Below are 15,144 nucleotides of genomic sequence, written 5' to 3' on the forward strand. Positions count from 1 at the left end.
CTGCTGTAGTGCTTACTTTGGTTTTTTTTGGACGTTCAATGGGTGCTTCAGTGGCATCGATGATGACCGCTGACCAATTGATATCCTCAGGCTTACTGTGTGGCAGTTCTCATGGCAAGTCAAATCTGCCTGAGTTAACAAGGGTGTCTTCTGCTTTTCTGACAATACGACTGGCGGAGGAATCATGAACGTTAAAGTGCATACCAATAGGTCATTGCTAGTAAAATCTGCGCTTCTAAGCTAAGAGCACTTAAACGACCTGATTTGGTCTTGGAAGCTTCATGCTCTTGCATGGCTTCTAGCATTTGCTCAAAATTGGCTTTATAAATGCTGGTATAACGTTTAAAACCTACATCATTCTGTTCAAGTAGTTTAGTATATCTTTTAAGTATTTAGGGTTCAGTTATATACTCTGAGATCTGAATCTACGTTTGCAAGAGGCCTAATGCTAAATGTAATCAAATCATTTATCTATAGATAAGAATTATATCCTGTATTAGTGAGAAGTCTTGTACTTTTTACTGTTTTGAATTAACTATGTGAGGTATCTCATCTTCGAGTAGCCATATTTATCAAATCCAGAGCATTGAGCTGTAGTTAAAGAATCATGTCTGTATAGCCCAATAGCAAGAGGTTTTCTGATATATACAATAGAACCATCGTTATAGCTAGACTTTATGAGCTCGAATAACTTCTTATCTGATTCAATCCTTTTTGACGAATCAAATTTCCCTAGTTTGTTTAGAATAGAGCGTGATATCATCATTGAGGAAAGGTTAAGACGCAATAATGGATAGTTTTGTCTACAAGTTGGTAAGCCAGATGATTGATCAACTCTAAAAAAGTGTGAGAAACTAGCAATAGCAGTAGATGTATTTAAGAGCTCTTTAAGTTGTAACTCTAAACGCTCAGGATGTGACCAATCATCTGAATCTTGGAATGTTACAAAATATCCGGTTGATTGCTCTATGCCAATATTTCTAGCATGGTATGTGCCATTGTTTTCTGAAAGTTTAATAACTTTTATCGTTGAATACTTCTTGAGGATATCTACAGTATCATCAGTGCTAGCGTCATCTACTACAATAATTTCAATATTTTTAATTGACTGATTCAATAAAGAGTCTATACAGTTTTCGATAAAAGCTGCAGAATTATAGGTAGTGACTATAATGCTGACTTTCTGAGCATTATGAATTTTCTTAACTTTTTTACGATTATTACCGATGGTAATCTTATTGTTTTTAACTAGATCGATAGGTTGTAGCCCGTACTGATGGTAAAACCTATAAATGAGTATTTTTGCCCATAACGGTTTATGTCGCATGAGAGAAATTTTTATGGCGACTAGTGTATCAGCTTGGTTATAAAAGCGTAGAGGAGGAATATCTCCTAAAGCTATTCTTAAAGTATCTTTAAATGGTCTAGGGATATCATCTCTTTGCTTACTTAATTCTAGAGTTAATTCAGGATAGACATAACCTATTCTATATAGAAATTGAAGTGCATCTTTTCTTTCCAAGCTAGCAATACAGTCAGTCTGTAGAAGGCTCTCAACTAGAGCGTCCGCGCTGGCGTATTGCTGAGCCTGAACATGGTGATCAAACTCTTTTAGAAGTGTACTCATAGACTATAAACGCCAATCTGGGTTCACTAATGCACCTTTAACATCGATGATTACTTTTGGTTTGGTACAAAAACTATTTATCTTGTCGTCTTCACCAATGAACTCTGCATGATTAACGGCTACAATAACAGCGTCAAAACTATTTTCTCGAATGTCGTTATAATCGACATAATCAACATCTAGCTACTCCAGTCTTCTTCAGTAACCCAAGGATCGGAATAAGTCATTCTTACCCCATATTTCTCAAGTTCAATACCAATATCTGTTACTTTGGTATTTCTGACATCTGGACAGTTTTCTTTAAAGGTAACACCTAAAAGTAAAATACGGGCATCTTTGATATTTTTCCCATATGAGATAAGCTTTTTGATGGTTTGTTCGGCAACGAATTTACTCATAGAGTTGTTGATTGCGCGAGAAGTCAAAATTAAATTGGGATTTAATCCTAAAGATGATGCTTTGTGTGCCAAGTAATAAGGATCTACGCCAATACAATGCCCACCTACTAAACCAGGCATAAGCTTGATAAAGTTCCATTTAGTAGCAGCAGCTTCTATGACTTCATGAGTGTCGATACCAACTTCGTTGAAAATAAGGGCCAATTCGTTTATCAAAGCAATATTGACATCACGCTGAGTGTTTTCAATAACTTTAGATGCTTCTGCGACTTTTATAGAGGAAGCCTTGAATGTGCCAGCAGTAATTACTGAGCTATATAATTCATCCACTATGTCTGTGTAGTAAGGGTTTGAACCTGAAGTGACTTTTAATATGTTCTCTACTGTGCGCAGTTTGTCGCCTGGATTAATACGTTCTGGAGAATAACCAACACCAAAATCTATATTTAACTTTAAGTTGGATTTTTCTAGCTCAGGAATACAAACTTCTTCTGTAGCACCTGGATATACTGTTGATTCATAGATAACGATATCATCTCGCTTAATAATTTTACTTAGCATCTGCGAAGCTTTAACCAATGGGGATAAATCTGGTAAGTTATTATCATCAATTGGTGTTGGTACGGTAATGATAAATACGTTCGCTGCGGTTAGGTCATTAGAGTCAGAAGTAAAAGTAAGACGAGAAGTGTTTTTGAGGTATTCGCTGGTCACTTCTCTAGTTTTATCAATATTATTAGATAACTCGTTAATACGTGTTTCATTTATATCAAAGCCTATAACGTCATATTTTTTTGCAAACGCACAAGCTAGTGGTAGACCTACGTAACCTAACCCTATAATGGCGATTTTTTTGGAATTCATCGAATGACCTTTTGGTATGAATTAATTAGATAAGAGTGTTTGGCTACTTTAGTGATAATTAAGATTGTAGGCATAATAGCAGATATAAAATAGCTGAGAAAGTAATGGTGTGTTTGATTTTACATCATCATTGCATAGACCTTTATAAAAAGGTCGCCCTAATACGGTGACTTTTTTGCCTCTTAGCAAAGCTTCAAACCCACCTAATGATGTAATGGTATATACGTGATCGATAGTCTTTAAAGCATCAACCAAATGAATAGACTGGGTTAGAATAAGACAATCTAGCTCAGTGAGTATATGGACGATAGATAAATCATCGAGTGTCATTGGATGTGGTTTCACAATGATTTGTGCGTCAGGATTTTCTTCAATTGCTTGATTGACCACATCAAGCAACGTAATACCAATACCGCCACCATATTTTAATGAATCATCATGCGGCACTTGACCTAATACTAATATACGTTTTTTACTCTTAACGCCATATAGTGGTATGACATTGACATAAGGCTGATGGTTGTATTTACTCACCCGATGAGAAACGTAATAATCCAGCATCTCCTGTGCCAACGCCTCATCATAACCATCCTGCTCAAAATCAAAGTTTGCTATGAGGTCAGTTAAGTCATTTGGGCGAGTGGTATCAAAGTAGGGCGCTTGGCTATCCATTACAATAGACAGCGGTGGAGCGCCTGATTCATCGTCAGGGCCTGAACGAATAAAACCATCTTCTAAAAAGAAAATGTCTAGACCTTGCTTGCGGATGTAATCAATAAAATACTCAGGCGCTTTATAACCCCAAATATAGATAATAGGGTTTACACGCTTGATAAATGGCTTTAACCATATGTCAAAGTAGCGCATATCAAAATGTCGTTGTATTTGAACATGTGATGACTCCAATACCCAGTCATCAACCAAGTCTTGCCATGGCAGCATACCAACGACTAACGCCAAACGCTGTTTTGGCTGACGATTATGTTTATAATAACCTGATAATAGCGGTCGGATGTAAGCGTTAAATTTCATAATATGTTGGCTTGCTTAGTTTGATAGCGAGAGGGCAGATAGGCATGATTGGGTATTTACGTTGGCAATGTTTTATCGTTCCCAGTATAGTTGCATTTACGAGTAAAAACGAATACCTACTTCGAAAAATAATAACTTCGAAAAATAATGGATCGATATTATGAAAAACAAGATACTAGTCACGGGTGGTGCGGGCTATATTGGCACACACACCTGTATCGCACTGCATGAAGCTGGTTATGAGATTGTAGTTTACGACAACTTATCTAATAGTAGTCGTGAAGCCATCAATCGTGTCTCAGCTCTCATTGGTCAGCCTATTGAGTTTATCGAAGGCGATATTCGCGATGCTGAGTCACTTAGACAAGTATTTTTATCTCATCATTTCTTCGGCGTGATTCACTTCGCTGGACTAAAAGCAGTTGGCGAATCTGTTGCCAAGCCATTGCTATACTACAATAACAACGTCAGTGGTACCATTACCTTGCTAGAAGTGATGGCTGAGTATGATGTCAAAAATCTTGTTTTCTCATCATCAGCAACAGTTTATGGTGACCCCGAATCGCTGCCTATTGACGAGAATTCACCGCGTTCTTGTACCAATCCCTATGGTCAAAGCAAACTTGCCGTCGAGCACATATTAGAAGACCTTGCCGTATCAGATGACAGTTGGAATCTGATTCCTTTGAGATACTTTAATCCAGTAGGGGCACATCTGTCAGGGCAGATTGGCGAAGACCCTAATGATATCCCAAATAATTTGATGCCTTATATCTCGCAAGTCGCTGTTGGTAAGCTTGCCAAACTTAATGTTTTTGGTAATGACTATCCAACTATTGATGGTACTGGCGTGCGTGATTTTATCCATGTTACTGATTTGGCGCAAGGTCATGTCGCTGCGTTAAATTATTTAGAGCGACAAGTAGCACCAGTAGGATTTTTACCGATTAATTTAGGTACTGGTAAAGGGACTTCTGTATTAGAGTTAGTAACGGCATTTTCTAACGTTTCTGGACAACCAATTCCTTATCAATTTGCAGAACGCCGCGCAGGTGACATAGCAAGCTGCTATGCCAGTGCTGATAAAGCGAAAAACCTGTTAGAGTGGCAAGCAAAATTATCAATTACTGAGATGTGCCAAGATAGCTGGCGTTGGCAAAGTATGAATCCGAATGGCTATAATCTAGCTTAGTTTTTATAAAATATAACCTTTATCTTATTCTCTTTTAATACAGTTTAAAAATTATGAAAAAAATCACCCACGCCGTTATCCCTGTTGCAGGCTTTGGTACTCGTATGTTGCCATTGTCTAAAGCTGTGCCAAAAGAGCTATTGCCACTTGGTAACCGTCCCGCTATTCACTATGTGGTTGAAGAGGCGATTGCTGCTGGTATTAAGCATATTGTCTTGGTTGGTCATGCACAAAAGAGCGCGATTGAAAATTATTTCGATATCAATGCTGAGCTAGATAATCAATTACGTCACAAAGGTAAAGATGAGCTAGCCGATAGCTTAAACTGGCTGCCAGACGATGTGACCGTATCGATGATACGTCAAGGTAAAGCATTAGGTTTGGGTCATGCGGTACTCGCGGCTCGCCCCATTATTGGTGAGCATGATTTTGCCGTATTATTGCCCGATGTTGTGCTTGATCCTTTTACGGGCGATATGGCTGCTGATAACTTAGCCTTTATGATTGATGCTTTTGCTGAAGACAACCATTCACAGATATTGGTCGATAAAGTCGCTGATGAAGATGTGCATAAATATGGTATTGCCAAACTGCATGAAGCGTTTAGTGAGGTGAGCAGGGAAGATGGTGAAGCAGACAGTAATGCCAGCTTCAAAGTCGCAGGATTTATAGAAAAGCCCAACTTAGCCAATGCACCCTCAAAATTAGCAGTCGTTGGTCGTTATGTCTTTAGCAATCACATTTTTGACTATCTGGCGAATACCAAAGCCTCGGTTGGTGGTGAAATTCAGCTGACCGATGCGATTGATGCGTTGATTAGTGAATACGGCGTGAATGTCACGACCATGCGCGGCGATAGCTATGATGCCGGTGATATGCGCTCATATATGCAAGCATTTATCTATTTTGCCGAGCAGCAATTAGCAGAAGATGAATAGCTGATGGCTGAGATAAAGGGCAATAGCGCTTATAAAAGTGCTCGGAACTCTACATACTGGCAGCAACTACAAATGCTTGCGAAGCAGCCATGGTCACTGGCAGCCTTGTTTGCACAAGATGACAGTCGTGCAACGCTTTTTAGCATGCAAGCAGGCGCGCTATATATGGACTATAGCAAGCAATGTATTGACGAACAGGTGCTAGCAAGTCTGTTGCAGCTAGCAGAAAGCTGTGAATTGTCCACAAGGATTGATGCACTGATGCAAGGGGCGATGGTCAATACCAGCGAGGAGCGTGCTGCCTTGCATACAGCACTACGATTGCCAGAGTCTGCAAAACTAGACGTTGATGGGCAAAATGTCGTCGCTGATGTGCATGATAGTCTGTCGCAAGTAGCACGTTTATCTGAACGTGTCCGTAGTGGTACATGGCGCGGATTTTCTGGTAAAGCCATCACGGATGTGGTCAATATTGGCGTTGGTGGCTCTGATCTTGGCCCGCTTATGGCGACGACCGCACTGGATGAGTGGGCAGATACCAACATTGAAGTACATTTCGTCTCTAATATGGACGGTACTCAGCTTGATAATTTGCTCAAGCACCTCAATCCTGAAACGACCTTGTTTATCATCTCGTCCAAGTCATTTGGTACGGTTGATACGTTATCTAATGCTAAAACAGCATTATCATGGCTGCTTGCCACTGCCAAGCTGCGTGCAGGTACTGAAGACAGTGTGCTACGCCGCCACTTTATTGGTATCTCCGCTAACAGTGAAAAAATGAGTGCGTGGGGTATTCATCCTGAGCATCAGCTACAGCTTTGGGAATGGGTTGGTGGGCGTTTTTCTTTATGGTCGGCGATTGGTCTTGCTATTGCTATTCGTATCGGTATAGATGGGTTTAAAGCGTTATTGGCTGGGGCTCATAGTATGGATGAGCATTTTGCCAAAGCAGATTTTGCAGAAAACTTACCAGTATTGTTGGGTTTGCTTGCTGTTTGGAACAGTACCTTTTTACAGGTAAATGCTCATACCGTATTGCCCTATGATGGTCGTCTCAGCTATTTACCAAGCTACTTAACCCAGCTTGAGATGGAGAGTAATGGTAAATCGGTCACCCAGCACGGTGATCATATTGACTACGATACCTGTCCGATTCTGTGGGGCGAGATTGGCTCTAATGCTCAGCATGCCTTTTATCAGTTGCTACATCAAGGCACACAGCAGGTGTCTTGTGACTTTATCGCTTGTGTGCGCCGCTATAGTGGTCAATCGCAAAATGCGCCATTACAGCAGCAGCATGAGCTGTCTTTGGCCAATTGTCTAGCACAGAGCCGAGTGCTGGCTTTTGGTAATGCCGCGCTTCAAGAGTCTGAGGTTCAAGTAGCTTCTGCCGCTGATAAATACAAATATTACCGTGGCAATCAGCTTCAACGACATTGCTAATCGATGAGCTGACGCCGCATAGTTTGGGAGCGCTGATTGCGCTTTATGAGCATAAAGTCTATGTTATGGCCAGCATTTGGGATATTAACCCGTTTGATCAATGGGGCGTCGAGATGGGCAAGCAAATGGCGGAGTCCGTACATCAAGCCATGCAGCAAGCAGGTGAGAGTCAGTTTGACAGCTCCACTAACCAGCTGTTAAAACATATTCAGCAGTTGTCTTGATCGTTTTGCTACTAAGTCGATAATCATTAAAGGTGAACGCATGAGCGCTGTTTCTATAAATGACAATACACCTAAATATACGCATGAATCTAAATCACAAAGCACTGCAAGCAAGCAAGTTTGTGTGCTTATTGGTCATAGCATTGAGGCCATTACTAGCGCCGTGGTGCTGGCAAGTCTAGGTCAGCGCGTGCATCTTTATGCAGATATTGAGCTATTGACGCAGCAAATACAACAATATGGCTTTGAGCATCATTTGCAAGCACTGTGGCAGATGTATGAGCAGCAGCAGGTTATAATTAGTACAGCATTACCGGCTAGCGCTGACACGCTAATACAATATTATGAAACGGCAAATTTTAGTGACAGTCGTCACATCAATGAGAGCAATGAGAGCAATGAGATTAGTAAGATTGACAGCCAAAGCACCGTTGCGCTTTATTGGTTATTTTTAGACAGTATCAACCAGTATGGGCAGAAGCCAGCTGGATTACTGCCTTCAACCATAGTCATCAGCAATCGCTACCCGTGATTATAAGTGGCATTGAGAAACTAGGGGTGGTCTCAGCACTGGCGCAAAATTTGCAGCGCGCGTGGGTCTACTATGTGCCGTTTGTATTCTTGCAAGACGGTGATGCTTATAGCTCAATGTTAAATCCCTCACTGTGGTTGCTTGGTGAAAAAACAGCCAATAGTAGCCAGCATCTAGAAGTATTGAAGCCGTTAATGCAGCATGCGCGTGCCGCTCATCACGCTGATATCGCAACGATAGAGTTTGCCCGTAGCAGTATCATGGCGATGCTGGCGACGCGAGTGAGTTTTATGAATGAGATGTCACGCTTGGCGGACAGTCAACAGGTAGATATCAAGCAAGTCAGTCGTGTCATGGGGCTAGACGCGCGGGTCGGCAGCAGTTATCTGCAAGCAGGCTGGGGCTTTGGTGGTAACACACTACCGACCGAGCTGGCTAAATTACAGCAGTCCAGCCAAACGCACAGTTTAGAGATGCCGCTGTTGCAGTCAGTCATGCACATCAACGAAGATCAAAAAGAGCTGATATTCCGCAAATTCTGGCAATATTTTGATGGTTTTATTGATAATAAAACGGTGATGATTTGGGGCGGTAGTTATAAATCAGGCTCAGGACGTACCGCAGGCTCAGCCATACATCCATTGCTAGCGTTATTATGGTCTTATAATATTCGTACGATAGTCTATAGTGACAAAGCGCAGGCCGAACTCGCTGTGCTTTATCAGCAGCAATCATTATTGCAATTGATTAATAATCCTTATCAGCAGCTAAGTGCCGCACAGGCGATTTTTATCATTAGTTGGTCGCCACAAGATCAACTAGATATTGCCAAGCTTAATCAACACGCGATGCCAGTATTTGATGCGCAAAATGCACTGACACGATTGCAGATCGATAATCTGGTAGGTGACTATATGGGCATTGGTCGGTCTAAATAGCGTTATTCAAGTTTTTCAGTTGCTAAAAAAGCTCGTTGATAATTATCAGCGAGCTTTTTTGATTTTTAGTCGAAATCACCCATATTAAATCGTATTCATTTACGCTGGTATAGCACCTTGCTAGCAAGCCACTGTTGAATCTCTCGAATTTTAATAGCTAATAATTCTTCATTGCCACGACTTTCAATGTTTAATCTGATAAGTGGTTCGGTATTGGAGGCTCGCAGATTAAAGCGCCACTCGCCGAAGTTAAGACTTAAGCCATCAAGAGTTGATTTGGTCGGATTTTCGCTGCTAAATTTTTCCTCAATAGCGCTAATAATAGTTGGCGCACCATTTGTTGTGAGTCGAAAATTAAGCTCGCCTGAACTTGGATAGCTTGAATATAGCCAGTAACCAATTCTGATAAAGTCTTACCAGTGACAGACAACAGCTCAATGGTGAGCAGCCATGGAATCATGCCGCTATCGCAATAGAAAAAGTCACGGAAATAGTGGTGGGCAGACATCTCGCCGCCATAAACCGCGCCAGAGTCACGCATGACTTGCTTAATAAATGAATGTCCAGATTTACTGATGACAGCCTTACCGTTATGTTCTTTAATCACGGCTTCAGTATTGTAAATGACCCGTGGATCGTAGACGATTGACTCATTTGGGTACTTATTCAAAAATGCTTGGGCAAGCATGCCGACGATGTAACTGCCATCAATAAATTCACCATGTTCATCGAATAAAAAGCAGCGGTCAAAGTCGCCATCAAAGGCAATGCCAAGGTCGGCTTTATTTTCCAAAACAGCTTGCTGAGTCGCCACTCGATTGGCTTCAATCATAGGGTTGGGGATGCCATTGGGGAAGCTACCATTTGGTGTATGATGCAGTTTAATCACTTCAATTGGCGCACCAGCTTGTGCAAGCTTTTCAATCAACAAGTCAACTACGGGTCCCGCACTGCCATTGCCTGAGTTAATCACTAATTTAAGCGATTTGAGCTTATCGGTATCAATAAAAGTCATGACATGATTGATATAAGCGCTTTTATCAGTTAATAATTGCAACGTTCCTGATCGGTTTTTAGTGATAAATTTCCCAGACTCTGCCAATGCTTGAATCTCTGCCAAACCATCATCAGCACTGATCGGCTTTGAATGTTCCTTAACCAATTTTAAGCCGTTATAGTTAATAGGATTATGGCTGGCTGTGACCTCAATACCACCCAATGCTTGATAATGACTGGTGGCAAAATAGACCTCTTCTGTGCCGCTCATGCCCAAGTCAATCACATTGACACCAGCATCTACAATACCAGCGATGGTCGCTTGTTTTAATTGCTCGCTTGAATGGCGAATGTCACTACCAATAACGATGGCAGGTTTTAGATTTACCATATCATTGTCATGAGCCTCAACCGCCGTACCATAACGCTGAAATAAAATCTGTGCAAAAGCACGACCAATACGGTAAGCAATGGCTTCGTTTAGATTTACCCCAAGCTCGCCGCGAATATCATAAGCTTTAAATGAATCAATAAGAATGGGATTAAATGCAGTTTCTGGCTGATAACGAATGGTCGCAGACGTAGACATAATGATAAAATTCCTTGCGCGTGTGCAGTGGTAAAATAATAAAATAGATAGCACAATTATAAGCCAATCAAGGTTCAATGATACACTAACTGCTAAATTGAACGATAAGCAAAAATATAAGAGCCTCCCTTATGAATACTCTCGACAATAAAATAGTAGCGCCTATACCAGCACAAGGAACGCCAACTGCTAGTGGTGAATTAGACGATTTATTGGCTTTGATGGCACGGCTACGTGTTGACTGTCCGTGGGATAAAAAGCAAACCAATCACAGCCTTATTCCTTATGCCATCGAAGAAGCCTATGAGTTAGGCGAAGCGGTACAAAGCGATGACGATGAAGATATCAAAGGCGAGCTTGGTGATGTGCTACTGCAAGTGGTGTTTCATTGTCAGATGTATGCGGAGCAAGGTCGTTTTGGCATGAGCGATGTTATCACCACTTTACAAGAAAAGCTCATTCGTCGTCATCCACATGTGTTTGAGGCTGAAACCCTTGAAGATGACACGGCGGTAAAAGCTCGTTGGGATGAGATTAAAGCAGAGGAGCAGCAAGCGCGCGCGGCACGAGGCAAACCAAAACGTCGTTTAGACAATACCAAAGCGGGCAGTGCGCTCATGCAAGCGCAAGATGTGCAAAAACAGGCGTCAAAGTTAGGGTTTGACTGGGAGGGCGTTAGCGGTGCTTTTGATAAGCTAGATGAAGAGGTTGCCGAGTTAAAGGCTGAATTGATAGATAAATCAAAAGATGCTGCTGAATATGACATAAGCAAAGCCAATATTAGCGATATTGAAAAAGAGCTGGGTGATTGTATGTTTGCGCTCGTCAATGTCGCCCGTAAACTCAATCTTGATGCAGAAGCAGCCACTTTAACGTGTGTGCATAAATTTAAATCACGTTTTGGTTATATTGAAGCGCAGTTAGCCGCGGCTGGTAAGTGTTTAGAAGACAGCGATATAACAGAGATGGATGCACTGTGGGAAGCGGCGAAACAACATGAACGATCGTCATGAACGCTTATCATAAGACCTCGTTTGTTAGCTTGATCAATATGGCTGTTTTCAGTCTAATATTGGCGGTTTTTATGTTGAACAGTGTTCAAGCTGCGCCTTGTTTTGATAATCCTCAAAGGGCTTATGAATATCTATTGGCGCAAGAAAGTGCCAAAATACAGGTACGTGACCAAGCCACTGTAAATATCAATCGTGCTAGTGAAGGCGAGCTCGTTTCATTAAACGGTATCGGCAGCAGCAAAGCCCAAGCGATTATTTTATATCGTGAGATGTTTGGTGATTTTAAGACAGTGGATGAGTTAGCAAAGGTCAAAGGTATTGGTGCAAAAACGGTTGAGAAAAATCGAGGACGTTTACGCGTACAAGATTAAGGGCAGTATTTTGCTTTAATTAACCCCAATATTGACAAAATAGCACGTAAGTATCAGTCATAACACACCTACTAGGCGCAAAATTTGTTAAACTAGCAGGTACATCCGCCTGATAAACGCTGTGTTCATCAGGGGTGGTTAAAGAATACCGGCGAGGAGTAGATGCATGGCCGAGCGTGCCGCCAAGCAGTTAGAACTGAATAAATCTGAATTACCCAATTCCATTACTGAAGTGATTGCCACCTTAAACCGAGCTGGGTTTGATGCCTATATCGTCGGTGGCGGCGTGCGTGATACCTTATTGGGTTTACGTCCAAAAGACTTTGACGCTGTCACCGATGCCAAGCCGCATGAGATCAAAGATGTCTTTGGAAAGCGCTGCCGCATTATCGGTCGCCGCTTTCAGTTGGCGCACGTGTATTCAGGCCGTGAGTTGATTGAGGTTGCTACCTTCCGTGGTCCACCAACCAATGATGCTAATACCAATCAAGACGGTATGATCCTGCGTGATAATGTTTGGGGTGATATCAAACAAGACTTCTCTCGTCGTGATTTTTCTATTAATGCGCTTTATTATCAACCGCTTAAAGGTGTGGTTCATGATTTTTGCGGTGCGCTTGACGACATTGATAATAAAATCATTCGTCTGCTCGGCCATGCGCCAGTGCGTATCGAAGAAGATCCAGTACGTTTGTTGCGTGCTTTACGTTTCAAAGCCAAGCTCGGTTTTGAGTTTGATGACGAGTTAGCCGATCAGTTTCATGATGGCAATTGGGCATTGCTTGAGCAAATATCACCGCATCGTCTCTATGATGAAACCCAAAAAATGTTTACTGGTGGTTATCTGGTGCCATTATTGCCGCTATTGTTTGAGTCGGGGGCGATTGATAGCTTAATTATCTACCCACCATCTGAGCCAAGTGCACTGGTCAATCAAGTCGCTATTAATACCGACAAACGTATTGCTGCGGGCAAAAGTATCAATCCGGCGTTCTTTTATGCTGCGCTATTATGGGAAAACTATCTGCATCAGTTGGCAAAAGCCAAGAAGCGCAATATGCCGTTTGCTGAAGCGCAAATGCACGCCGCTGGTAAAGTGATTGATCGTCAACGTATCAAGACCGCGATTCCTAAATTTGCAGAGCAGTTTATCCGTGATATCTGGATATTGCAGCCAAGACTTGCAGCCCCGCGTAGCAAACAAATCGTCCAGCTCTCTGAGCATCCACGCTTTCGCGCAGGTTTTGACTTTTTGTTATTGCGTGAGCAATGCGGTGACGCTGAGCATCCGTTATCAGAGTCGACCAATGGTATGGGCGATTGGTGGCAGACCTATCAGACATTGTCTGAACGAGAGCAGCAGCAAGCCATTGATGATTTTGATGAAAATATTCGTCTCGGTGCCTATAAAAAAGGGCAACAAGCGCAGCGTGGTCGTGGGCGTAATCGTCAAAATTCAGAGTCAAATAGCATCGATCACTCAATATCTCATCAAAAAAATACCAAGCACAGCAAAGCCAATGATACTGCTGAGCAGGGTAGGAATGATCAGAATATGGTAAATGACCCGTCAAATATTCCAGCACGCCGTCGCCGCGCTGTCAGTCAATCAGCCTCTGTTAAGCAATCTGGTGGCAATAACAACAAGCACTATGAATCGCAGCAAGTAAGTCAAGACAGCCATGAGCTTGCTCAGTTACGACAGCTATCCCTTGCCAATAGCAGTAACCAAGCGGCAAATAAACGCCATCATTCCAAGCCTGCACCACTCTTTGTAATTGAGCACGAAAAAGTTGTGCCACCATTGCAGAAGCAGCTATCAAATGGTGATAAACCTGATAGTCGTCAAGGGGCTGCGCAGAAAAAACCTGTCCATAAGAGTGTATCGGCTGAGAAAGCGCTAAAAAATCAGGATATCAGTTCTGATGCCAACTCTTATAGTAGTAAGGCTGACAGTAAACCTGATCGCTCAAATCAAGCTCAGCAGCCAAAAGCAACACAGTCAGAGGTTATGCCTTCATCTGTGGCTCGCTCGGTAGCAAGATCGCCAGCGCTCGTCAGTATGAATAATGAGCCGATACCGCATAAGCGTCGCCGTCGTCAGCCGAGTGTAGATAGTATAAATCTTGCTAGTAATACAGAGACGCAAGTAACGACTAACAACGACGTTAAAGCTGTAGCAAAGTATGCAAAAAAAGTACCTAAGCCAGCAGCCCAGCCTACTGATAAAACAGATGTTCCGGCTAAAAAAACGGTTGAGCGCGAAAAAGTGACGAAGGTTACGACACCTGCAAGCGCTAAAAAACCAGCCAAAACGACAGAAGCAAAGTCTGTTAAAACCAGCCAAGCTGCTAACGGCAATGTTGGTATGAGTAGTGTGAATGACAATAAAGGTCCTGTCCCATCGAAACGTCGCCGTCGCCAACCTAGTACTGACAATGTCTAATATTACTAATGATGCGGGCAACGCGAATTGGGTAACCTGCTACGTAGGTTTGGGTAGCAATTTGTCTAACGACTTGGGTTCACCAGTAGAACATTTGCAGCAGGCAATCGCAGCGATGCAAGAGCATAATCAAATACGTGCGGTTCGTGTTTCTTCGTTTTACGCTTCAGCGCCTATGGGGCCGCAAGATCAGCCTGATTTTGTTAATGCCGTCGCTGGGTTTGAGACGATATTGCCGCCTTTTGAGTTGCTTGCCTACTGTCAACAGTTAGAAAAAGAGGCTAAGCGTGCACGAATACGGCGTTGGGGTGAGCGTAGTTGGATGTCGATATTTTGTTATACGGTGAGGCGCAAATCACTGAGCCACAATTAACTGTACCGCACGCTGGATTGTTTGAGCGTAATTTTGTCTTATTACCACTGCGAGAGTTAACCCCAGCGCTTATCATTGCTGGCAAATCGATAGATGACTATCCGCCTAGCAAAGATTGGACAGGCTTAAAACTACTGTAACCAATCTATTATAAAAGAGTGACAG

At 42.3% G+C, this 15,144-nt stretch carries 7 protein-coding genes and 5 pseudogenes; 8 read left to right on the forward strand and 4 right to left on the reverse strand.

Features of this window, described 5'->3' with window-relative positions:
• Positions 1-535: 535 nt before the first annotated feature.
• From TT12_RS15705 to TT12_RS12750, 3 genes and pseudogenes are all read right to left on the reverse strand, one after another.
• Positions 536-1,627, reverse strand: coding sequence for a glycosyltransferase family 2 protein (locus tag TT12_RS15705; RefSeq protein WP_109590639.1), 1,092 nt, complete (start codon positions 1,625-1,627; stop codon positions 536-538).
• 3 nt (positions 1,628-1,630) lie between these two features.
• Positions 1,631-2,889: pseudogene (locus TT12_RS12745) on the reverse strand (nucleotide sugar dehydrogenase).
• A gap of 48 nt (positions 2,890-2,937) precedes the next feature.
• Complete coding sequence (locus tag TT12_RS12750; RefSeq protein ID WP_201606017.1) at positions 2,938-3,921, reverse strand: capsular polysaccharide export protein, LipB/KpsS family; 984 nt, start codon at positions 3,919-3,921, stop codon at positions 2,938-2,940.
• A gap of 160 nt (positions 3,922-4,081) precedes the next feature.
• On the opposite strand from TT12_RS12750, the gene galE reads away from it, so the two are divergent.
• From galE to TT12_RS12770, 4 genes and pseudogenes are all read left to right on the forward strand, one after another.
• Positions 4,082-5,113, forward strand: coding sequence for a UDP-glucose 4-epimerase GalE (galE, locus tag TT12_RS12755; RefSeq protein ID WP_045455426.1), 1,032 nt, complete (start codon positions 4,082-4,084; stop codon positions 5,111-5,113).
• A 53-nt stretch (positions 5,114-5,166) separates the two neighbouring features.
• On the forward strand, positions 5,167-6,051 hold the full coding sequence (locus TT12_RS12760) for a UTP--glucose-1-phosphate uridylyltransferase (protein WP_045455428.1): 885 nt from the start codon (positions 5,167-5,169) through the stop codon (positions 6,049-6,051).
• A 3-nt stretch (positions 6,052-6,054) separates the two neighbouring features.
• A pseudogene (pgi, locus tag TT12_RS12765) lies at positions 6,055-7,721 on the forward strand (glucose-6-phosphate isomerase).
• Positions 7,722-7,776: 55 nt separating this feature from the next.
• A pseudogene (locus tag TT12_RS12770) lies at positions 7,777-9,191 on the forward strand (UDP-glucose/GDP-mannose dehydrogenase family protein).
• 99 nt (positions 9,192-9,290) lie between these two features.
• Here the strand turns inward: TT12_RS12770 and TT12_RS12775 are convergent.
• Positions 9,291-10,776, reverse strand: a pseudogene (locus tag TT12_RS12775) (phosphohexomutase domain-containing protein).
• Between the two features lie 131 nt (positions 10,777-10,907).
• Here TT12_RS12775 and mazG point away from each other — a divergent pair.
• From mazG to folK, 4 genes and pseudogenes are all read left to right on the forward strand, one after another.
• The gene (gene mazG / locus TT12_RS12780) at positions 10,908-11,789 is read left to right on the forward strand and encodes a nucleoside triphosphate pyrophosphohydrolase (protein WP_045455430.1); all 882 of its coding nucleotides are present in this window, start codon (positions 10,908-10,910) and stop codon (positions 11,787-11,789) included.
• Between the two features lie 71 nt (positions 11,790-11,860).
• Positions 11,861-12,160 (forward strand): ComEA family DNA-binding protein, encoded by a 300-nt coding sequence (locus TT12_RS12785; protein WP_227679013.1) that lies wholly within the window; start codon positions 11,861-11,863, stop codon positions 12,158-12,160.
• 166 nt (positions 12,161-12,326) lie between these two features.
• Positions 12,327-14,606 carry a polynucleotide adenylyltransferase PcnB gene (pcnB, locus tag TT12_RS12790; RefSeq protein ID WP_045455434.1) on the forward strand — a complete coding sequence of 760 codons (2,280 nt, stop codon included), beginning with the start codon at positions 12,327-12,329 and terminating at the stop codon, positions 14,604-14,606.
• Positions 14,599-15,119 (forward strand): annotated as a pseudogene (gene folK, locus TT12_RS12795) (2-amino-4-hydroxy-6-hydroxymethyldihydropteridine diphosphokinase). Before pcnB ends, folK begins: the two are co-directional and overlap by 8 nt.
• Positions 15,120-15,144 lie beyond the last annotated feature (25 nt).

Origin of the sequence: Psychrobacter sp. JCM 18903, assembly GCF_000586475.1 — a bacterium.
Classification (GTDB): domain Bacteria; phylum Pseudomonadota; class Gammaproteobacteria; order Pseudomonadales; family Moraxellaceae; genus Psychrobacter.

Coding starts and splice junctions, on each gene's coding strand:
- TT12_RS12785 (WP_227679013.1), top strand. CDS start 11,861: ATGTTGAACAGTGTTCAAGCTGCGCCTTGTTTTGATAATCCTCAAAGG.
- pcnB (WP_045455434.1), top strand. CDS start 12,327: ATGGCCGAGCGTGCCGCCAAGCAGTTAGAACTGAATAAATCTGAATTA.
- mazG (WP_045455430.1), top strand. CDS start 10,908: ATGAATACTCTCGACAATAAAATAGTAGCGCCTATACCAGCACAAGGA.
- TT12_RS12750 (WP_201606017.1), bottom strand. CDS start 3,921: ATGAAATTTAACGCTTACATCCGACCGCTATTATCAGGTTATTATAAA.
- TT12_RS15705 (WP_109590639.1), bottom strand. CDS start 1,627: ATGAGTACACTTCTAAAAGAGTTTGATCACCATGTTCAGGCTCAGCAA.
- TT12_RS12760 (WP_045455428.1), top strand. CDS start 5,167: ATGAAAAAAATCACCCACGCCGTTATCCCTGTTGCAGGCTTTGGTACT.
- galE (WP_045455426.1), top strand. CDS start 4,082: ATGAAAAACAAGATACTAGTCACGGGTGGTGCGGGCTATATTGGCACA.